The sequence below is a fragment of the Ramlibacter ginsenosidimutans genome (genome assembly GCF_016654015.1).
GTDB classification, from domain to species: Bacteria; Pseudomonadota; Gammaproteobacteria; order Burkholderiales; family Burkholderiaceae_C; genus Ramlibacter; species Ramlibacter ginsenosidimutans.
In genome coordinates this window covers 81,306-101,342 of sequence record NZ_JAEPWM010000005.1, presented here as the reverse complement: position 1 = coordinate 101,342, position 20,037 = coordinate 81,306, and the positions used below count along the sequence as shown (strand labels likewise).

At 68.1% G+C, this 20,037-nt stretch carries 21 protein-coding genes and 1 pseudogene; 11 read left to right on the top strand and 11 right to left on the bottom strand.

Annotated features, from left to right (window positions below):
* The first annotated feature begins 77 nt into the window (after positions 1–77).
* Both JJB11_RS13570 and JJB11_RS13565 read left to right on the top strand, forming a co-directional pair.
* On the top strand, positions 78–371 hold the full coding sequence (locus JJB11_RS13570) for a hypothetical protein (RefSeq protein ID WP_201171964.1): 294 nt from the start codon (positions 78–80) through the stop codon (positions 369–371).
* Positions 368–1,333: an NADP-dependent oxidoreductase gene (locus tag JJB11_RS13565; protein WP_201171961.1), complete on the top strand. Its 966-nt coding sequence runs from the start codon at positions 368–370 to the stop codon at positions 1,331–1,333. Before JJB11_RS13570 ends, JJB11_RS13565 begins: the two co-directional genes overlap by 4 nt.
* 247 nt (positions 1,334–1,580) lie before the next feature.
* Here the strand turns inward: JJB11_RS13565 and JJB11_RS13560 are convergent, their stop codons facing one another.
* Genes JJB11_RS13560 through JJB11_RS13540 form a run of 5 tightly spaced genes read right to left on the bottom strand, consistent with a single transcriptional unit; the run spans position 1,581 to position 7,125 of the window.
* Positions 1,581–2,588, bottom strand: coding sequence for a transketolase family protein (locus JJB11_RS13560; protein WP_201171958.1), 1,008 nt, complete (start codon positions 2,586–2,588; stop codon positions 1,581–1,583).
* Entirely contained in the window at positions 2,585–3,427 is an 843-nt protein-coding gene (locus JJB11_RS13555) for a transketolase (protein WP_201171955.1), read from the bottom strand. Before JJB11_RS13555 ends, JJB11_RS13560 begins: the two co-directional genes overlap by 4 nt.
* Before the next feature lie 24 nt (positions 3,428–3,451).
* Positions 3,452–5,353 (bottom strand): TRAP transporter large permease, encoded by a 1,902-nt coding sequence (locus JJB11_RS13550; RefSeq protein ID WP_201171951.1) that lies wholly within the window; start codon positions 5,351–5,353, stop codon positions 3,452–3,454.
* Positions 5,314–6,336, bottom strand: a complete 1,023-nt coding sequence (locus JJB11_RS13545; protein WP_201171947.1) for a TRAP transporter substrate-binding protein — start codon at positions 6,334–6,336, stop codon at positions 5,314–5,316. The genes JJB11_RS13550 and JJB11_RS13545 overlap by 40 nt, the downstream gene beginning before the upstream one ends.
* A gap of 39 nt (positions 6,337–6,375) precedes the next feature.
* Positions 6,376–7,125 carry an SDR family NAD(P)-dependent oxidoreductase gene (locus JJB11_RS13540; protein WP_201171945.1) on the bottom strand — a complete coding sequence of 250 codons (750 nt, stop codon included), beginning with the start codon at positions 7,123–7,125 and terminating at the stop codon, positions 6,376–6,378.
* A 114-nt stretch (positions 7,126–7,239) separates the two neighbouring features.
* Between JJB11_RS13540 and JJB11_RS13535 the strand changes: the two genes are divergently transcribed.
* Positions 7,240–8,127, top strand: a complete 888-nt coding sequence (locus tag JJB11_RS13535) for a LysR substrate-binding domain-containing protein (RefSeq protein ID WP_201171942.1) — start codon at positions 7,240–7,242, stop codon at positions 8,125–8,127.
* 273 nt (positions 8,128–8,400) lie between these two features.
* Entirely contained in the window at positions 8,401–8,562 is a 162-nt protein-coding gene (locus JJB11_RS13530; RefSeq protein WP_201171940.1) for a DUF1328 domain-containing protein, read from the top strand.
* 147 nt (positions 8,563–8,709) lie between these two features.
* Here the strand turns inward: JJB11_RS13530 and JJB11_RS13525 are convergent, their stop codons facing one another.
* Together JJB11_RS13525 and JJB11_RS13520 are read right to left on the bottom strand one after the other, a co-directional pair.
* The gene (locus tag JJB11_RS13525; protein WP_201171938.1) at positions 8,710–9,987 is read right to left on the bottom strand and encodes an MFS transporter; all 1,278 of its coding nucleotides are present in this window, start codon (positions 9,985–9,987) and stop codon (positions 8,710–8,712) included.
* Positions 9,988–10,039: 52 nt separating this feature from the next.
* Positions 10,040–11,041 carry a MerR family transcriptional regulator gene (locus JJB11_RS13520; protein WP_201171935.1) on the bottom strand — a complete coding sequence of 334 codons (1,002 nt, stop codon included), beginning with the start codon at positions 11,039–11,041 and terminating at the stop codon, positions 10,040–10,042.
* 459 nt (positions 11,042–11,500) lie between these two features.
* On the opposite strand from JJB11_RS13520, the gene JJB11_RS13515 reads away from it, so the two are divergent.
* The 4 genes from JJB11_RS13515 to JJB11_RS13500 are packed head-to-tail and all read left to right on the top strand — an operon-like array spanning position 11,501 to position 14,992.
* Positions 11,501–12,166: a DUF3348 family protein gene (locus JJB11_RS13515; RefSeq protein WP_201171934.1), complete on the top strand. Its 666-nt coding sequence runs from the start codon at positions 11,501–11,503 to the stop codon at positions 12,164–12,166.
* Positions 12,163–14,016, top strand: coding sequence for a coiled-coil domain-containing protein (locus JJB11_RS13510; protein ID WP_201171932.1), 1,854 nt, complete (start codon positions 12,163–12,165; stop codon positions 14,014–14,016). Before JJB11_RS13515 ends, JJB11_RS13510 begins: the two co-directional genes overlap by 4 nt.
* A complete protein-coding gene (locus JJB11_RS13505; RefSeq protein ID WP_201171930.1) occupies positions 14,013–14,645 on the top strand; it encodes an OmpA family protein in 633 nt (210 codons plus the stop codon). The genes JJB11_RS13510 and JJB11_RS13505 overlap by 4 nt, the downstream gene beginning before the upstream one ends.
* Complete coding sequence (locus tag JJB11_RS13500) at positions 14,642–14,992, top strand: DUF2894 domain-containing protein (RefSeq protein WP_201171927.1); 351 nt, start codon at positions 14,642–14,644, stop codon at positions 14,990–14,992. Before JJB11_RS13505 ends, JJB11_RS13500 begins: the two co-directional genes overlap by 4 nt.
* Positions 14,993–15,158: 166 nt before the next feature.
* Here the strand turns inward: JJB11_RS13500 and JJB11_RS13495 are convergent, their stop codons facing one another.
* Positions 15,159–15,755 carry a DJ-1/PfpI family protein gene (locus JJB11_RS13495; protein WP_201171924.1) on the bottom strand — a complete coding sequence of 199 codons (597 nt, stop codon included), beginning with the start codon at positions 15,753–15,755 and terminating at the stop codon, positions 15,159–15,161.
* A gap of 86 nt (positions 15,756–15,841) precedes the next feature.
* Here JJB11_RS13495 and JJB11_RS13490 point away from each other — a divergent pair, with 86 nt between their 5' ends.
* Entirely contained in the window at positions 15,842–17,182 is a 1,341-nt protein-coding gene (locus JJB11_RS13490) for an aminotransferase-like domain-containing protein (RefSeq protein ID WP_201171917.1), read from the top strand.
* A gap of 55 nt (positions 17,183–17,237) precedes the next feature.
* Here the strand turns inward: JJB11_RS13490 and JJB11_RS13485 are convergent, their stop codons facing one another.
* From JJB11_RS13485 to JJB11_RS13475, 3 genes and pseudogenes are all read right to left on the bottom strand, one after another.
* Positions 17,238–17,723: an acyl-CoA thioesterase gene (locus JJB11_RS13485; protein WP_201171915.1), complete on the bottom strand. Its 486-nt coding sequence runs from the start codon at positions 17,721–17,723 to the stop codon at positions 17,238–17,240.
* 9 nt (positions 17,724–17,732) lie between these two features.
* Positions 17,733–17,888, bottom strand: a complete 156-nt coding sequence (locus JJB11_RS13480; RefSeq protein WP_201964829.1) for a hypothetical protein — start codon at positions 17,886–17,888, stop codon at positions 17,733–17,735.
* Between the two features lie 5 nt (positions 17,889–17,893).
* A pseudogene (locus JJB11_RS13475) lies at positions 17,894–18,472 on the bottom strand (acetate--CoA ligase family protein); the annotation flags it as partial.
* A 5-nt stretch (positions 18,473–18,477) separates the two neighbouring features.
* Between JJB11_RS13475 and JJB11_RS13470 the strand changes: the two are divergent.
* Both JJB11_RS13470 and JJB11_RS13465 read left to right on the top strand, forming a co-directional pair.
* A complete protein-coding gene (locus tag JJB11_RS13470) occupies positions 18,478–18,960 on the top strand; it encodes an IclR family transcriptional regulator domain-containing protein (protein ID WP_201171914.1) in 483 nt (160 codons plus the stop codon).
* Positions 18,961–19,131: 171 nt separating this feature from the next.
* Positions 19,132–20,034, top strand: coding sequence for a glutamate ABC transporter substrate-binding protein (locus tag JJB11_RS13465; protein ID WP_201172679.1), 903 nt, complete (start codon positions 19,132–19,134; stop codon positions 20,032–20,034).
* Positions 20,035–20,037: the final 3 nt, after the last annotated feature.

Below are 20,037 nucleotides of genomic sequence, written 5' to 3'. Positions count from 1 at the left end.
CGCGTACGAGCCAGCCCGAGATCGCATCGCGGACACGCAGCCCGACATGCGGGCTGAGCGATGACCCACACGGAGTGTTGAGCGCACGTCATCTCGTTCGCGGATGGCAGCTATGGCCGGAAGCGGCCCTGTCTGTCACCTTCCTGGCCAAGCGGATCGCAGCCATGCAGCCTGCTGTCCAGCGCCGGATTGAACGGCCCCAGCTGATCGTCAACAACCTGGTCGTCTTCGTGATGACCGGGATTGCCGTGCTTTTGCCCAAAACTGCTGGATCCGGCTTGGTCTTGCTCCTACGGGGATTTGTCATGCCCTCCTGGGTGTCAGATACCGACCACCCGCGCAACAGCGCCATCACACGAGGAAAGCCATGAGCGACACCACAAGTTCTCCAGCCACCATGCGTGGCTGGGCCATCAGAGCCTATGGCGAAGAGATGGTGCTGATGGACAACCTGCCGGTTCCGACACCGGGTCCGCACGACGTCCTGGTGCAGATGCGTAGCGCCGAAGTCGGCGATTGGGACGAACTGGTGCGCACCGGCGAATGGGACATGCAGCGGCCGTTTCCGCTGATCCTCGGCCTGGCCGGTGCGGGCAGGGTCGCCGCGGTCGGCGCCGCGGTCACCGATTTCTCCGAAAACCAGCAGGTCTACGCCTACAGCTATCCCTTGCACGACAACGGCGCCTGGGCCGAGTTCATGCTGGTACCGGAGACCTATGTTGCGCCGATCCCGGCGTCGCTCACGCCGATCGAGGCGGGCGGCGTGCCTATCGTCGGCCTGACCGCCCATGAAACCCTGATCGACGTCCTGCGCGTGAGCCGGGGCGATGTGGTGCTGATCAACGCGGCCGCCGGCGGCGTTGGCCACATCGCCGTCCAGCTCGCTTCTGGTCTCGGCGCCCAAGTGGTGGCCGCTGCCAGCCGCCGCAACCATGACTTCGTGGCCGGCCTCGGCGCCGCCGCAGTGATCGACTACGACGCCACCGGCGACGTGACCAAGGCCATCCGTGACCAGTATCCGGGCGGGGTCGACAAGGCCCTCAACTGCGTGGCGGGCAAGGCGGCGAACGACTATGTGGCGGCGCTCAAGGACGGCGGAAAGATGGTCGACCTGCCGGGAGCGATATCGGTGCAGCGACCTGGCGTGGAAATCATTTCGGACTACGTCGTGCGCGGCAACCGCGCGCGGCTGGCCGACGTGAGCCAGCGGTTCGATACTGGTGCCCTGCGCCTGGTCATTCACGAGATCGTCCCGTTCGACGAGGCGCAGCGCGCGCTCGACCTGGTGCTTAGCCGTCACGTGCGCGGCAAGGTAGTGCTGCAGATCGTGTGAACTTGACCTTGAAGATTAGTGGCCTTGAACGGTCCTTCGGCTGCTTCCGGCCCATTGCAGCCATCGAAGCTGGACCACTGCTCCAATGCAGGACACCCGGCATACGAGGCCTCAATGAGTTGGAAAGCACGGGGCGGCCGTATGGGCCGCGTGTCTTATCGGCAGAAATGGCGCCGTCGACACGCGTGGGACACACGCGACAAAGGCCCCGCAGATGCGGGGCTTCGCCTGGGAACCCCCGCTCGGCTCAACCCAGCCAGCGCCGAACGCGTGCTCCCAAGGACTCCCGGCTGATGCCATAGCGATCGTGCAGGGTCGGCAAGGCACCGGCATCCAGGAATGCGTCCGGCAGGCCTGCGAGCTCGAACCGGGCAGGCTGTACACGATGGCGCAACAGCGTGCTGGCCACCGCCTCGCCCAAGCCACCGACGACGGAGTGGTTCTCGGCGACGACGACCAGGCGATGTTTGTAGCGCACCGCCTCCACGATCGCCGCTTCATCCAGCGGCTTGATGGTGGGGCAATGCAGTACGGCGACGCCGATGTTGTCGGCGGCGAGATCCTTTGCGACCTCCAGCGCGCGCATCGTCATGAAGCCACTGGAGATCACGAGCACGTCGTTGCCGTCGCGCAGCTTCTTCGCCTTGCCAAGCTCGAATCGGTAGTCGTACTCGTCCAGCACGAGCGGCACGTTGCCGCGCAGCAGCCGCATGTACACCGGCCCCTTGTGGGCGGCGATCTGCGGCACGGCCTGCTCGATGTCCAGCGCATCGCAGGGGTCGACGATCGTCAGCCCGGGGATGCCGCGCATCATCGCGATGTCCTCGGTCGCCTGGTGGCTGGGACCGTAGCCGGTGGTGAGGCCGGGCAGCGCGCAGCACATCTTCACGCTCAGGTTCTCCTCGGCGATCACCTGGTGGATGAAGTCGTAGGCACGGCGCGTGCCGAACACGGCGTACGTGGTGGCGAACGGCACGAGCCCTTCCTTCGCCAGCCCGCCGGCCGCGGCCATCAGCAGCTGTTCGGCCATCCCCATCTGGAAGAAGCGCTCGGGGTACTCCTGCGCGAACAGGTGCAGGTCCGTGTACTTGGCCAGGTCCGCGGTGAGGCCGACGATCTCGGGCCGCGTGCGCGCAAGTTCGACCAGGGCCTTGCCGAACGGCGCGGCCTTCACGCGCTGCCCTTCGGCGGCGATCGAGGCGATCATCGCCGAGGTGGTGAGGCGGGGCTTCTTTGCTGCCACGGCGGTGTTCATGCCAGGGCTCCTTCGGACTGCGACGCATCGAGCACGCGGAGGGCTTCCTCCCACTCCGGCGGATCGACGCGGATGAAATGGTTCTTCTCGCGTTGCTCCAGGAAGGGCACGCCCTTGCCCATGAGCGTGTCGAAGAGGATCACGCGCGGCTTGGCGTCGCGCAGCGAGCGCGCGGCATCGAACGCGTCGCGCACCGCGGCCAGGTCGTTGCCGTCCACACGCTGCACGTGCCAGCCGAACGCGGCCCACTTGTCCGCGAGCGGCTCGAAGCCCAGGACCTTGCCGGACGGGCCGTCGGCCTGCTGGTTGTTGATGTCGACCAGGCAGATCAGGTTGGAGAGCCGATGGTGCGCGGCACCCATCGCCGCTTCCCACGTGGAGCCTTCGTCCAGTTCTCCGTCCGACATCGAGTTGTAGACGAAGGCCGGGTTCCTTTTCTGACGCAGGCCCAGCGCCATGCCGACGCCGATCGCCAGGCCCTGCCCCAGCGAGCCGCCGGAAATCTCCATTCCCGGCGTGTACGTCGCCATGCCGGACATGGGCAGGCGACTGTCGTCGCTGCCGTAGGTTTCCAGTTCGCTTTCCGGGATGATCCCGGCTTCGAGCAGCGCGGCGTAGAAGGCGATCGCGTAGTGGCCGTGCGAGAGCAGGAAACGGTCGCGGCCTTCCCACTCGGGCTCCGCGGCGCGGTAGGCCAGCGCGTGGCCGTAGGCAACCGCCAGCACGTCGGACCAGCCGAGCGCCTGGCCGATGTAGCCCTGGCCCTGCACCTCGCCCATGCGCAGGGCGTAGCGGCGGATGCGGTAGGCCCGCTCGCGCAACGTGTTCAGATCAGACATGTCGTTCCTGGTTGAAGAAGGGATTCACCTGGCCAGCAGCCCGGTGGAGAACCAGGGCACGAAGGCAACGATGAGGAGGCCGGCGAGCAGCGCGCCGAGGTAGGGCCAGATGCGGCGCATCGCCTGGTCGGGATGCACGCGGCCGATGGTGCAGGCGGCGTAGTAGCCGAGGCCGAAGGGAGGGGCGAACAGGCCGATGCCCATTGCCAGGATGACGACCATGGCGTAGTGCACCTCGTGCACGCCGACGGCACGGGCCACGGGGAACAGAAGCGGCGCGAACAGCACCATGGCGGGGATCCCTTCCAGCACGCTGCCCAGCACCACGAACGCGGCGATGGAGATCATCAGGAAGCCGTACTTGCCACCGGGCACGCTGGTCATGAGCTGCGCGAGGCTGTGCGAGAAACCGGACTGCGTCAGCGCCCAGGACATGCCCGTCGCCGTGCCGATGATGAACAGGATCGCGCCGGAGAGTGCGGCGGTGTCCACCAGCATCGGGTACACCCGCCGCCAGTCGAAGCGGCGGTACACGAACAGGCCGGCGAGCACCGCATACGCGATGCCTATGGTGGACACCTCTGTGGCGGTGGCCACGCCCTCGACCACGGCGGAGCGGATCACCACCGGCAGCAGCAGCGCGGGGAACGCCACGAGGAACGTGCGCGCCACGACCGACATCGGCGCGCGCTTGAGCCCTTGCACCACCTCTGCGCTGCGAAAGCGAGCCAGCACGGCGAGGAGTACCGCGAGCACCACCCCAGGCAGGATGCCACCCGTGAACAGCGCGCTGATCGACAGGCCCGCCACCGAACCGATGGTGATGAGGACCAGGGACGGCGGGATCGTTTCCGCCATCGCGCCCGATGCCGCCAGCAGCGAGATCAGTTCGCCTTCGTGGTTGCCGCGCTTCTTCATCTCCGGCAGCAGCACGGGGGCGACAGCGGCCATGTCCGCGGTCTTGGCTCCCGAAATGCCCGACACCAGCAGCATCGCGCCGAGCAGCACGAAGTTCAGGCCGCCGCGCACGTGCCCCAGGAGCGAGGCGAGGAAGTCCACCATCGCCTTGGCCATCCCCGTCATCTCCACCAGGTGACCGAGCAGGATGAACAGCGGCACCGCCAGCAGGATCAGCGAGCTCATGCCTTCGTCGATGCGGCCGCTCACCACGGACAGCGGCGTGCTGGTGGTCGTCAGCAGGAAGGCGACGGTGGCCATGCCGAAGCAGAAAGCGATGGGAACGCCCGCCAGCACGCTCACCCCGAGCAGCAGCGCGAAGAAGATGAACAGGTTCCAGTTGCCGATGGATTGCAGCCAGTCGGAGCCGACGTACATCACGCCGGCCATCGCGGCGATGGCGAGCGCGACGCCGGCTACGTCGGCGATGCTGCGGCGCGCGAGTCGCAACAGGGCGATCGCAGCCATCAGCGCACTGCCGACCGGCACAGCGGCGGCACGCACGGTATTCGGCCAGTTGAGCGCCGGCGTCTGCACGACCCATTCGTCGCGCGCGTAGTCCGCCATGGGGACGATCAGCAGCACCAGCCAGAGACAAGGCAGCGCGATCGCCAGCACTTCGGCCCAGGCCTGCACGCGCGGACTGAAGCGCGAGACCAGCGCCGTCGTGCGCATGTGCGTGCCGCGCCGCAATGCCACCGCGGCGCCGAGGCAGGCGAGCCACAGGAACAGGATGGAGGCGAGTTCGTCCGCCCACGGAATCGGGCTGTTGAATGCGAAGCGCGCGATCACGCCCGCCAGCAGCACGGCGACCTCGCCGACCACCAGGGCGGCCGCAGGTGCTTCGATGAAGTGGCCCAGCCACTCCTCGGCACGGGCCGGCAGCGATGCGCCCGCTGCAGGCAGTTGCAGGTCGGCGAGCACGGCACTCACCCCAGTTCCCCGGCGCTGGCCTGCAGCAGCTTCCATGCGTCGTCGCCGAACTTGGCGCGCAGGTCCTTGTAGAAGCTGCCCTTGGCGAGGGCTGCCTTGAAGGCCTTGCGGTCCGGCTCGATCACCTGCACGCCCTTGGCCACGAGGTCGGAGCGCAGCGACGTGTTGAGCGCCGCGATGTCGGCGCGTTCGTCGCTGGCGGCCTTGTCCAGTTCGCGCCGGACGATCTCCTGGATGTCCTTGGGCAGGCGCTCGATCGCGCGCCGATTGCCCAGGATCCAGTAGGCGTCCCACACATGGTTCGTGAGGCTGCAGTACTTCTGCACTTCATACAGGCGCGCCGTGCTGATGATCGCGAGGGGGTTTTCCTGGCCTTCGACGAGCTTGGTCTGCAGCGCCGAATACACCTCGTTGAAGTTGATTGGCGTGGGACTCGCACCCAGCGCGGTGAACAGCGAGGACAGCATGGGCGCCGCGGGCACGCGAAGCTTCATGCCCTTGAGATCCTCGGGCACGTGCACCGGCCTGGTCGACGTGGTGACGTGGCGGAAGCCGTTGTCCCACGCCTTGGACATGGTCAGCAGGCCCGCCTTCTCGATCTGCGCGCGCACGTACGCGCCCAGCGGGCCGTCCATGGCCTTCCACACTTCGTTGTAGTCGTGGAAGGCGAAGCCGGTGTTGACGATGCCCGCGGACGGCACGAGCGTCGACAGCACCACGCTCGCCTGGTTGAAGAACTCCACGCCGCCGGAGCGAACTTGCGAGAGCAGGTCCGTATCGGAGCCGAGCTGGTTCGCGGGGAACAGCTTGATATCCAGGCGGCCGGCGGTGGCGTTGCGGATGCGGTCGATCGCCTCCTGCGCCCGCTTGTTCACCGGGTGCGTGGGGTCTTGCCCCGTGGCGAACTTGTAGGTGAACTCCGCGGCGTGCGCGCGGCGCGTCGCAATCGAGAACAGGGGCAGCGCCGATGCGGCGCCCAGGATCTGGCGACGCGTGAAGCCGCTCTTGCTTGCAGTCATGTTTGTCTCCTCGGTGAGGGGTGGATACGGAAAGCGGCTTCAGTGGATCAGCATGCCGCCGTTGACGTCGAGCGTGATGCCCGTGCAGTACGCGGACAGGTCGCTTGCCAGGAACACGCACGCGCCGGCGATGTCGCTCGCGCGGCCCAGGCGCGCGAGCGGAATGCCTTCGGCGATCTCGACCTTCTTCTCGTCGGTGAGCTTGCCTTGCGTGATGTCGGTTTCGATCAGGCCCGGCGTGACGCTGTTGATGCGGATGCCGTCGATGCCGAACTCGCGGGCCATGGCCTTCGCAAGGCCCAGCACGCCGGCCTTGGCGGCGGAGTAGTGCGGGCCGCCGAAGATGCCACCGCCGCGCTGCGCGGACACGGAAGAGATGCAGACAATGGAGCCGCTCCTTGCGACGCGCATGGCGGGCAGCACGGCCTGCGACATGTACAGCGTTCCGCGCAAGCTCACGTCGAGGATGCGGTCGTAGTCGGCGCCTGTGATGTCGAGCGTCTTCACCGGCTGCGTGATGCCGGCGTTGTTCACCAGCACGTCGACGCGCCCGAACGCTTGCAACACCTGCGCTACTGCCGCTTCGCACGCCGCCTTGTCGGTGACGTCTGCGACGACGCCGATATGCCCTTCGCCGAGCCGCGAGGCGGCGGTCTGCGGCTCGGCGCGGGCGAGGTCGAGGATGGCGACGCGTGCGCCGTATTGCGCCATGAGGCGTGCCGTGGCAAAGCCGAGTCCGTTGGCGCCGGCGCCGCCGGTGATGATCGCCACCTTGTCCTTGAGAAGCATCGCGGGTCTCCTGTTGATCCGTGCCGCGAATGGTCGGCGCGGGGCAGCATGAAGACAAGCGATCGTTGGTCAGGGTAGGATGACGGTTCGTCATGAATCGTGAGGGTTCACCCGATGGCCGGACTGCCTCCCGTTGCCAACCTCCTCGCGTTCGAAGCCGTCGCGCGCCGCCGCAGCTTCGCTCTCGCCGCCGCGGAGCTGCACCTCACGGCTTCGGCCATCAGCCACCAGGTGGCACGCCTCGAATCGCACTTGGGCGTGCGCCTCTTCGAGCGCAACGCCCAGGGCGTTCGCCTCAGCACCGCGGGCGAGAACTACCTCACCCGCATCGCAGGTGCGCTATCGGCGATTGCCGCTGCGACCGACGACTTGAGGCAGGGAGTGAGCAACAGCCTCTACGTGCACTCGGCGCCCAGCATCGCGAGCCTGTGGCTCATGCCGCGCCTGCGCGGATTCGCGGATGCACATCCCGACATCTCGCTGAACCTCTCCGCGGCGCACACGCCGAGCGACTTCGCACTCGGGCAGGCCGACATCGACATCCGGTACGGCATCCCGCAGTGGCCGGACCTCGTGGTCGAACCGCTGTTCGTGGAGCACATCGTGCCGCTCGCGAGTCCGGCGTTCATCCGCGAGCACCGCATCAAGCGCGTGGAGCAGTTGCTCGAGCTGCCGCTGATCCAGAGCAACGTGAGCATCGTCCAGTGGCCGGACTGGTTCGCGGCGCACAGCCCCAAGCGCAGCCCGGACCGGTTCGCAGTGCGCTTCGATCGCGCGCAGATGGCGCTGGACGCGGCAACGCAGGGATTGGGGGTCGCGCTGGAAAGCGCCACCATCGCGGGCGGACACCTTGCGGAAGGAAAGCTGCGGCCTGTGTTCGGGATGGAAAAGGCCATCAAGGTGAAGGCCCATTTCGCTGTGTACCCCGCCCGGCACGCAAAGCGCAAGCCGGTAGAAGCGTTCCTCGCATGGCTGCATGCGGAGTCGGCGAAGAAGGTGTGAACGCAGGCAGACAGCGCGGCGAGGGGCTGTCTGGAATGGCTGCTCATGGCCCACAGCCGCCGTCAGCGCCTTGCCACCCGCAGCGGCAGGTTCGCGTCCAGCACACCGATGGCCATGTGACATCCCTCGCTGCTCGCGGCCGCGTCTTACATGCCGGTCACCAGCATTCGCACGAGCGCTCACGCATGCGGTCGACCCCCGTGCAGCCGATCTACCCCTAATCTGGCTCAGACCGAGCACCCGCCGGGTGCGCCAATCCAAAGGAGTCAAGAAATGCTGCACTACGCCGTGATCTTTCTGCTGATCGCCCTCGTCGCCGCCGTGTTCGGGTTCGGCGGCATCGCCGCCGGCGCCGTTGGAATCGCGAAGATCCTCTTCTTCGTCTTCATCATCCTCGCCGTCATCGCGTTCATCACGGGCCGACGGAAGCTGTGACGTTGCACGCGAACAGGATCGCCCCCGGCCGCTCGCCGCACAGTGGTGACGGCCGGTTCCGACCCAAGCAGACACCACACCGGCGCGAGGCGTAGTTGCCTTCGTTTGGGTTGCACCTCTCCTGCTTGGGCGGTGGCCGCGGCCGGCTCACGCCGGCTGCAGCGTGTCGTCGATCCGCCGCACCGGCGACGCCACCCAAGCGATCGCCGCCACCGCGACCAGCAGCAGCCCGCAGGCGCCGAACAGCGTGGCCAGCGGCACGTAGTGCAGCACCCATCCGGTGATGGCCGAGGCCAGCGGCACCAGGCCCATGAAGATGAACATGAACAGGCTCATGGCCCGCCCCAGCATCGCCGGCGCGACGCGACGCTGGATCCAGGTGAACACCGCCACCTGCATGAAGCCGCCCAGCACGCCGATGGCCAGCATCAGCGCCGCGCCCTGCGCCGTCGCCGTGATGTGCCCCATGGGCACGAACAGCAGCCCGATCACCGCGTCGGCCAGCAGCAGGCTGGTGCCCAGCGTGCCGATGCGCAGCCGCCGCGTGCCGGAAAGCAGCATCCCGAGCAGCGTGCCGCCACCATGCGCACCGGCCATCAGGCCCAGCGCCGAGGCGCCCAGCTGCGGCAGGCTTTGCGCCAGCACCGGCATCGCGATCTGCAGCGGGCCCAGTACCAGCAGCGCTACCGCCGTCCAATAGAAATAGCAGGCCTTCAGCTCCCGGTCGCGGCCGACGTTGCGCAGGCCTTCGGCGATCGAGGACCGGAGCGTGGCGTTGGCCTTCGCAGTCGCGGGCGCCGAATGCAGCCGGACGCGCGCGAGCGTCCAGGCCGACAGCGCGAAACTGAATGCATCGACCGCGAAGGCCAGTGCGATGCCGGTCGGCTGGCGCACCGTTCCGCTGCCATCGCCGAACAGCGCGATCAGGAGGCCGGCGGCCATCGGCCCGATGAAGAAGCTCAGTTGGCGCAGGCCCATCATCACGCCGTTGGCGGCGCCCAGGAACTGCGGCTTGAGCGCGTGCGGCAGCATCGACGTGCCGGAGGGGATGCTGAAGGCGCTGGCCAGGCCCAGCGCGAGCGCCAGCCCATAGAGCGCCGGCAGGGGCAGCGCGCCCAGGTACACGCCCACGGCGAGCACGCCCAGCAGCACCGCGTTGACGTGCTTGGTCAGCATCAGCACGCGATACGGCGAGAAGCGGTCGACCACCGCGCCACCGATGAGGATGAAGAGCGCGCGCGGCACGCCGATCAGCGCCAGCACCAGGCCGAGCGCCGCGGTGTCGCCGGTGATGCGCAGCACCAGCCAGGGCAGCGCGATCAGGGTGAACTGGTCGCCCAGCAGCGACACGGCGCTGCCGGCCATCAGCCAACGAAAGTTGGGGTCGCGCAGCAGTTCGGCGCGCGGGTTCGTCTTTGTTTCCATGTGGATCCTTCCTGGGACGGGATCCACTGTCGGGCCTCACGCTACGTGAGGGTCAAGCGGTTTCGCCGGCCGCCTCGAGGAAGCGTCGCACCGCCGGCCCGAGCGGATGCCCGGCCAGCAGCAGCGGATCGGCCTGGTGCATGGTCTGCAGCTTGCGGCGGGTCACGGGGTTGCCGCCGGCGGTGCGCTCGGCCAAGGCGTCCCAGCGTGCGAGCAGGGCCCGGGCCGGGCGGCTGCGCGGGCTCGCGCCGGCGGCCAGCAGCTTCTGCCCGGCCGCGTCGATGGCGGCGAACTCCGCGTCCGGCACGTAGCCCATGGCCTTGATCTCGGCCTCCTCGAAGTGCCTGCAAAGCAGCTGGTAGCGCCAGGCGATCGCGCGCTCCATGTACGCGATCATGTCCGCCGGCGGCGCGCCGCGCATGCCGTGCGCCGAGGGTTCCTCGCGGTACATCGCGCCCCAGCGTTCCATCAGCGCGAAGTCGCCGCGCATCCAGCGCATCATCAGCTGCATCCAGCGCCGCGTGAGCGCCTGGCCCTGCGGCGAATCGATCGCACCACCGGCATCCATGTGCGCCCGCACCTCGGGCTGCAGGGCCAGCCATTCGCGCTGGACCTCGGCGTAGCGGGTGAAGATGGACTTGAGTTCGACAGCGCTGAAGTACTTGCCCAAGGTCGCCATCCGCGACAGGCTCTCCACCCAGTCGGCGATGTCCGGGTCCTTGCCGGACAGGATGCCCTCGCGCAGCAGCGCCAGCCGGTCGTGCAGCTCGGTGGCTTCGCGGATCTGCCGCTGCAGCGCCCGCATCTGCTCGTCGATGATCGCTTCGGGCTTCGCGTGCCGGCCATCCAGCAGCGGCCCGATGTCAGCCAGCGGCAGCCGCAGGTAGCGCAGTGCCTGGATCGCATGCAGCCGCGCGACGTCCTGCGCGTCGTACATGCGGTAGCCGGACTCGCTGCGGCCCGAGGGCTTGAGCAGCCCGATCTCGTCGTAATGATGCAGCGTGCGCACCGTGAGGCCGGTGCGTCGCGCGAGTTCGCCGACCTTCAGGTGCATGGGTCGCCGATTATCGTCGGGCCTGCGCGCACGACACCCGCGCGCGGCGCGCGGATGCCGCGCCGCAGCCGCAGCGGCGCCAGCACCGCCCCCCGCACCGGCTCCTTCATCTCGCGCGAGGTGGAAACCAAGGCAGCTTGAGGCCGCAAGCCGCTTAGCACAGCTCGGGGGCCGTCATTCCACAGAGAACGGGGACAGGCCTGTGGATAAGGTCGGGGAAGCTGCCTTCAAGCGAGCATTGGCGCGGGTTGCCGCGGGTTGCCACTTCGTTGAGCAACGAAACCCCGGCTCTGACGGAAAAAAGCACGCATGGGCCACCCGACGCAAGGGGGGAACCGGCCCCCGGATCGTTTCTAATACGGGGCGCGCAGCGGCCGCCGCGGATTTCCGGACCGGCCTGGCCGCCCCGCCGCCCGCCGGGTGCATCCCGGCGCGCGCCACCCTCCACCCAGCAACGAAGTGAAACGCACGGTCACCGTGCAGAGGATCGGCTTTTTGCGCAGTGTCCACAGCAGTTCCGGCCTGGTGCGCCTGCTAGGCGCCGGCGAAGCCGCGGCCGAAGCGCCCGCCGGCATGGACGTGGCCGAGCGCCTGAGCCTGTGGTTCGGCGCGTTCGACGCGATCACGCTGCAGGGGCTGCACCAGCAGCTGCGTGCCATCACGACCCCGGCGAGCGATCGCACGCGGACCAGCACGCCCGCGGAGCTCGCCGAGGAGTACCGCCAGGTGCGCGGCGTGCTGGCGAAGATGATCGCGCGGCCGGTGGAGATGGCCGCCGATGCGCCGCGCCATGCGGACTACGAACGCCGCCACCAGCAACTGCAGCGGCAGATGGAGCAGATGATCGCAGCGCTGCGCGACCACGCGCGACAGGCGTGCGCAAAGCGATCGACATCGCTGCGGCAACTCGCAGCGCTCGACGCTGCCTTCGAACAACTGCTGGCGCACCGCGAGCAGACCCTGCTGCCCAAGTCCGCCGGCCTGCTCAAGCCCCGCTTCGACGGCGGCAGCGACGCGTTCGTGGAGACCTGGCGCCAGGCGCTCCTGGCGGAACTGGACCTGCGACTGGAACCCGTCGCCGGCCTGCTCGCCGCTCTCGACAAGGAATGGAACATCCCCCGATGACCAAGTATTCGTTTGCCGCCGCGTTCGCGGTGGGCCTCGCGGCCCTCGCGTGGATCGCGGCCGGCTTCATCGGCAGCAGCGCGATCCCGCTGGCCGTCACCGCCGCCATCCTGGGCGTGTACCTGTTCGGTGCTTTCGAGCTGAAGCAGTTCCGCGCCGCGACGCAGGCGCTGCGCACGGCGCTGCGCGATCTCACGCAAGCGCCCGAGCGCCTCGCGGACTGGCTCGGGCACGTGCCGCCGTCGCTGCGCGAGTCCGTGCGCCTGCGCGTCGAAGGGGCGCGCTCGCCGCTGCCCGGCCCCGCGCTCACGCCCTATCTCGTCGGCCTGCTGGTGATGCTCGGCATGCTGGGTACGTTCCTGGGCATGGTGCTCACGTTCCGCGGCGCCGTGTTCGTGCTGGAAGGCTCGTCGGACCTGAACGCGATCCGCGCCGCGCTCGCCGCGCCGATCAAGGGACTGGGCCTGTCATTCGGCACGTCGGTCGCGGGTGTCGCCACTTCCGCCATGCTGGGGCTGATGTCGGCGATCGCACGTCGCGAGCGGCTGGTCGCCGTGCGCGAACTCGATGCGCGCATCGCCGGCGTGCTGCAGCCCTTCTCGCTGGTGCATCAGCAGGCGCGCGCGCTGCCGCAGGTGGTGGAAGCGCTGCAGGCGCTGATGGCCAGCATCGAGCAGCGTACGAAGCAGCTCGATGAACAGCTGCTGGCGCGCCACGGAGAGTTGCAGCGCGAAGTCACGCAGGCGTACGACACGCTCGCGGGCCGCGTGGGCAGCACGCTGGAACACAGCCTCGTGCAGGGGACCAAGGCAGCGGGCGATGCGCTGCGGCCCGTCGTCGAAGGCGCGATGGCGCAGGTCGTGGGCGAATCGCAGAAGCTGCACGAGCGGCTGGCCGGCGTCGCGCAGGAACAGGTGGAGCTCCTGTCGAAGCAGTTCGCGCAGGAGCGCGAGCAGCAGCGCGCGAGCGAGGAGCAGCGGCTGCGCGCATGGACGGCGTCGCTCGAATCGCTCGGGTCCGCGTTGCAGAAGCAGTGGCAGGCGACGCAGGACGAGGCGGCGACGCTGCTGCGCGAGACGCAGTCGCTCGCGCAGGCCCGCGCACAGAGCGAAGCGGTGTGGGATCGCCAGCACAGGCAGCGCCTCGACGAAGTGGCGCAGCTCTGGCGCACGGAACTCACAGCCCTGCGCGAGCAGGAACAAGGGCGTGGGGATGCGGCCGTCGCGCGACTCGGCGAACTGCAATCGGCCGTCGCGCAGCATCTCGCCGACCTCGGCGCAGCGCTGGAGGCGCCCATCACGCGCCTGCTGCACACCGCCTCCGAAGTCCCGCAAGCCGCCGCCGGCGTCATCGGCCAGCTGCGCAGCGAGATGAGCCGCATGGCCGAACGCGACAACGTCACGCTGGAAGAGCGCACCGCCCTGCTTGCCAAATTGCGGGACCTGATGCAATCCGTGCAGCAGGCGGCCGACGGCCAGCGCGCCGCGACCGAGGCGCTGGTTGCCTCCGCGTCGTCCGTGCTCACGCAAGCCGGCACGCAGGCCGATGCCGCCGCCGAACGCGTGGCAACGAGCGCAGGCGAATTCACCAGGCTCGCCGAATCCTTCCAGCAAGGCGTGCAGGGCTTCCAGGCCAGCAACGACAAGCTGGTGGCGAGCCTCTCGAGCATCGAAGCCGCGCTGGAGCGCTCCACCGCGCGCAGCGACGAACAGCTCGCGTACTACGTGGCGCAGGCGCGCGAAGTGATTGACCTGAGCATCGCGTCGCAGCAGGCGGTGGTCGAACACCTGCGGCCAGCGCCCGCGAAGCCGGCGAAGCCCGCGCCGCAGCCCGAGCAAGCCAGCGCATGACCGAAAGCGAAGACATCGACGAGGGCCTCGCCGCGCCGGTGTGGGCGGTCTTCGGCGATCTGATGACCAGCCTGCTCGGCGCGTTCGTGCTCGTGCTGCTGGGCGTGCTCGTCACGCAGATCGACCTGGTCAACAGCCTGCAGTCCGAGATCGAGAAGCGCCGCATCGAGGAGCAGCGGCGCATGGCGCTGGAGCGCGCGCTGGCCATCCCGCTCGCGTCGGGACGCGTGACGCTGGAGCACGGCAAGATCGGGATCAGCGGCAGCGTGCTGTTCGCGCTCGGCTCCGACGAGCTGCGGCCCGAGGGCCGGCAGCTGCTGCAGACTTTGGTGCAGCCGCTGCGCGTTTACCTCGGCGAGCGCAAGGAGCTGCTGATGGTCAGCGGCTTCACCGACGACCGCGGCGTGCAGCGCGGCAACCGCCGCTACGAGGACAATCTCGAGTTGTCCGCGCAGCGCGCGCTCACCGTCACGCGCGCGTTGATCGAGGAAGGCATGCCATCGTCGCAGGTGTTCGCCGCGGCGTTCGGTGCCGAGCAGCCGGTCGCGTCGAATGGGACCGAGCAGGGGCGCGCGCAGAACCGCCGCGTGGAGATGGCGCCGGTGCCGCGCACGGCCGCCAAGCCATGACGAATCCGCTCGCCGAACTCAACGCGTATATCCGCCGCGCGCGCGAAGCCGCGGCGGAGCCGTTGCAGCCCGGCGAAGTGCACGACCCGGAAGAACTCGCGAGCGTGCGGCGCTTCAAGCGTGCGTGGGGCAGCCAGCTCGCCTCGGCGAAATTCGACGAGGCGCTCGCGCGCGGGCCGGCGAACGCGGGGCCGCTGAATTCGCATGCGCTGGTGTTGCGGTCGCTGGGGATGATGCGCGAGATTTCGCCGGAGTACCTGCGGCGGTTCTTGCTCTACGTCGAGACGCTGCAGTGGCTGGAAAGCGCGGAGATCGCGCCCCCGAAGCGCAAGGCGCGCAAGCGTTGACGGCCAAGGTCGCCGAAGAATTCCCTTCAAGGATGTTCTTTCGATGCGATGTCATTCACGGCGCCCGGCACATGCACGCAAGCCGATCAATACGCCGGCTCGGCCCGAAGCAGACGTTCGCAATGCCAGCCAGTGAGCGCGCCCTCTCGTCGTGTGCTCACCGCACTCAGAGATAGGGCTGCACGTTCTGCAGGGCCCGGGTGACGAAGAGGTCCTTTTCGCCTACGGGCGCAACGTAGTGCATGGCGCTGCGGGCAGCCTCGATTCCTTGCAGCCGTGCAATGAGCCAGGTAGCCAGATACTGCGAAGCCAGGCAGCCACCCGCCGTCGCGACGTTGCCTTTGGCGAAGAACGGCTGGTCGAGAACGGAGACGCCCGCTTCCTGCACCCATGGCTTCGTCGTGAGGTCGGTGCAGGCGGGCACCTCGTCCAGCAGCCCCAGTTTCGCCAGGACCAGCGTGCCGGAGCATTGCGCTCCGAGAAGCTGGCGCGTCGAATCCAGCTTCAGGCGCGCCATCAGCGCCTGGTCGGCCACGACCTCTCTCGTCCGCATTCCGCTGCCCACGATGACCGCGTCGGCGGTGGCGGCTTCCTCCAGCGTCGCTTGCGCGAGCACGGTCACGCCGTTCATGGAGCGAACCTGCGGCGCAGGACAGGCGATGGACACTTTCCAGTCCGGCTTCCTGATCCGGTTCAGGATGCCGAGCGCGATGAACGAGTCGAGTTCGTTGTAGCCCTCGAACGTGAGGATGGTGATGTGCATGGAGGTCTCGTTTGTTCCCGGAATAGAGGGCCATCGTACGGGGGCCATTCATTACAATCAAATAATTGTCATGGATACGCTCGCCCATGCCCCGCTCTCGCTATAAGGAACTCGTCGACCGCTTTGCCACCGACATTCGCAGCGGAAGGCTCCGTCCGGGGACCCAGTTGCCGACCCACCGGCAGCTCGCGGCGGCAGAAGGCCTGGCGCTGGTGACGGCCTCGCGCGTTTACGCTGAACTCGGAGCCATGGGTCTCACGAGCGGAGAGACGGGCCGCGGTACCTTCGTCAAGGAAACGGCGCTGCCGCGCGGCCAGGGCATCGATCAGTTCGCCGTGGCAGCCGACGTCGTGGACCTGAACTTCAACTATCCCTCGGTCGCCGGGCAGGGTGACCTGCTTCGGCAGGCGTTGCGGCAGCTTGCCGCGTCCGGTGACGTCGACTCGTTCCTGCGCTATCAGCCGCACGGCGGCCGGCCGCAAGATCGCAACATCGTCGGCAGGCATCTGCGGACGCGGGGCGTGGCCGTGCCTGCGGATCGGGTCCTGCTCGTGGATGGAGCGCAGCATGGCCTGGCCGTGACGGCGATGGCGCTGCTCAAGCCGGGCGACGTGGTCGCGGTCGATGCACTGACGTATCCCGGCTTCAAGGTTCTCGCCGACGGCTTCCGCCTTGAACTGCTTCCGCTCCCGGCCGCAGGCGATGGGCCGGACCTGAACGTCCTGGAGACCCTGTGCAAGCGCCGACCCGTGCGGGCGGTCTACACGATGCCGACCCTGCACAACCCGCTAGGCTGGGTGATGAGCGCCAATCGACGCCGCAACCTGGTTTCGATCGCGCGCAAGCACGACCTGGTACTGATCGAGGACGCCGCTTACGCCTTCCTCGCAGCGGACGCGCCTGCGCCGCTGGCCGCCTTGGCGCCAGAGAGAACGATCTACGTGTCGGGCGTCTCGAAGAGCATCGCCACGGGCCTGCGTGTCGGGTTCCTCGCTGCGCCGGGGGAAGTCGTGCCCAAGCTCGAACGCGCCATACGGGCGACGACCTGGAACAGCCCCGCCCTCATGACGGCCCTGGCCTGCCGCTGGCTGGAGGACGGCACCGCCGCGCGACTGGAAGCGGAGAAGCGCAAGGATGCAGCGAGACGGCAAGCCCTGGCCACGAAGCTCCTGCAGCCATTGCGCACCGTGGGTCATCCCTCTTCGTACTTCTGCTGGTTGCCCTTGACGGAAGGGGCTCGTGCCGATCGGGTCGCGACAGCGCTGATGCAAGAGCACGTTTCGGTCTCGACGGCGGAACCTTATTGCACGACGCCGTCGGCCCCTCACGCCCTCCGGCTCGCACTCGGGTCCGTGGAGCTGGACACGCTGGCCCGAGCGCTCTCCCGCGTCCGGAAAATTTCCATGGACCACATGGCTGTCGCCTGACGGGCCGCAGCATCGGTGCGCCGTCAACTTCCAACAGCGCGCAGCGGCGGGGAGCTTATCCCCCCTGCTCCATCACGGCCGCGAACCGTTCGCTGAACTCCCGGCGCAGCACCTTGCGCAGCTTCGCTGCCTCGTTTCGGCGCTTCTCGTCCGGCGTGGACGGCTGCAGTGCAGGGACGGCGACGGGCTTGCGGTCCTCGTCCACCGCGACCATCGTGAAGAAGCAGCTGTTGACGTGGCGTTGCGCCTGGCTGCGGATGTCCATCGCGAGCACCTTGATGCCGATCTCCATCGACGTGGTCCCGGTGTGGTTCACGCTGGCCAGGAAAGTCACCAGCTCGCCGACGAAGATCGGTTCGCGGAACGTCACCTCGTCGACGGACACGGTAACGACGTAGCGAGCCGCGTAGCGGCTCGCGCAGGCGTACGCCACCTGGTCCAGCCACTTGAGCAAATGCCCGCCATGGACGTTCCCCGAGAAGTTCGCGGTGTCCGGCGTCATGAGCACGGTCATCGTGAGCTGGTGCGCAGGCAGGTCCATGGCGCGACCTTACACCCGTTCGAGCACGATCGCGATACCCTGCCCCACGCCGACGCACATGGTGAACAACGCATAGCGTCCACCGGCGCGATGCAACTGGTTCACTGCCGTCAGCGTGGCTGCCTTACGCTCCGCGGCCGCCAGGTAATCGTCGACGATGCTCATCGCACTCAGCGCAAGACGACCACACCGTCCGCCGCCCGTACCCCGCGGCCTTCCGGCAAGACGAACACGGGATTGATCTCCGCCTCCACCAGCCGGTCCCCCAGCTGGCTGGCCATCCGCGAGAAAGCGACGATGGCATCGACCAGCGCGGCGACATCGGCCTTCGGGCGGCCACGGAAGCCATCCAGCAGCGGCCAGGTCTTGAGCTCGCGCGCCATGGACAGCACTTCGTCGCGGCCCAGGCCGCCCTGCGGCGGCAGCAGGCGCATGGTGGTGTCCTGGAACAGTTCCGCCGTCACTCCGCCCATCCCGAGCAGGATCGCGGTGCCGAGCGGATCGCGGTGCATGCCCAGGATCAACTCCGTGCCCCCCGTGACCATTTCCTGCACGAGGAAGCGCGTCGGCCGCACGCGCGCCTTGGCTTCGACTTCATCGGCCATCGCGCCGAGCCGCGCGCCGATCTGCTCCGGCGTCACGCCGACGGCCACGCCGCCGACGTCGCTCTTGTGCGTGATCTCGCCCGAGAGGATCTTCAGCACCACGCGGCCACCCAGCTCGCGCGCGGCGCGCTCCGCCGCTGATGCGGCAAGTGGCCGAAACGAGGAAGCTCAACGTCGGACTCGCCGCACCGGATCGCGACGAGATGGTGTACCTGGAATCGATCCGCTACAACCGTCGCCCTTCGCTTCGCACCGTGGTCTCGGGACAGCGCGTGCCGATGGAGTTGACGTCCCTGGGCCAGGCGTACCTCGCGAGTGCGCCGGAAGCCAAGCGCAAGGCGTTGCTCGCGCACTTCCGGGAAGCGCGCGCCGGCCAGGGGCGCAGCCTGGGCCCCGGGATCTCGCTCGCCATCGAGAGCGTTGCGACCCTGGGCTACTGCGCCGCATCGTGGCAACCCGAAGTCGCCGCCGTCGCCGCTCCGCTGGTGTTCCAGGGCGCGTACTACTCCCTGAACGTCAGCGTCTCATCGGCGGAAGCCTTCGACGCCGTGGTGCGCGAACTCGCACCGACGCTGCTCCTTCTGAAGGAGCGCATCCTGCGCAAGCTCGAAATTGCGGAAGCGGAGCGATGAGGAGGGCCACGCGTGCCGGCGTGCCGGCGTGCCGCAGCCAAGCTTGCACAGGCGACGTCGATGGCGTACCTGAACTTCTGCATCGTGCAGCCCGGCAATTCGCGGGCCTCCGTCCCACCCGCGCAGGACTGCTATACATTCGCTGGCGGTACACACCCACCGAGAAAATCAATGTCGATCCCATCCATCCTGAAAGCCACCTTGGTCGCACTGGCAGTTGCGACCGGTACGCCGCTTTTTGCACAAGGCACACCCATCGATGCGGCAGCATTCGACTCGCTGGTCGCTCACGGCCCCGTTGCCGACGCTGCAACCATCGCGTCGAACAAATGGGCAAGCAAGATCAAGCAGGCCGGCACGCTGCGTCTCGGTGGCACCCAGACGTCGAACCTTTTCTCGCAACTCAACGAGAAGGACGGCAAGATCCGCGGTTTCGATGCGGGTGTGGCCCAGCTCCTCACTCGCTACATCCTGGGCGATGGGGCCAAGTACCGATTCACGCAGGTCACGTCGTCCACGCGCGAACAGGTGCTGATCAATGACCAGGTGGACATGGTGCTGGCCACCTATTCCATCACCCCTGCCCGCGCGGAGAAGATTTCCTTCGCCGGGCCTTACTACACCTCGCAGGCGGGGGTGCTGGTCAAGACTGACAACAAGGCGATCCAGTCCTATAACGATCTCGCCGGCAAGAAGACCGCCACCCAGGCGGGGTCGACGGGGCCCGCCATCCTTGCGCAATTCGCGCCCAAGGCGATCGTGCAGGAGTTCCAGACCCACCAGGAAGCCCTCGATGCCCTGCGCCAGGGTCGCGTGGACGCCTACGTGACCGACTACACGCTGCTGCTCAACGTCCTGAGCCTCGGCGCCGGCGACGCGCGTCTGGCTGGTGCGCCCTTCGGTCCGCAAGACCCGTACGGAGTCGGGCTGCCCAAGGGCTCGGACGGCATAGCCTTCGTCAATGCCTTCCTGAAGAAGATCGAAGCCGATGGCACCTGGGCCAAGCTGTGGACGGTGAGCATCGGGCAGCGCACCGGCAGCAAGAACGTTCCGACGCCGCCACCGCTTCCCTGATCG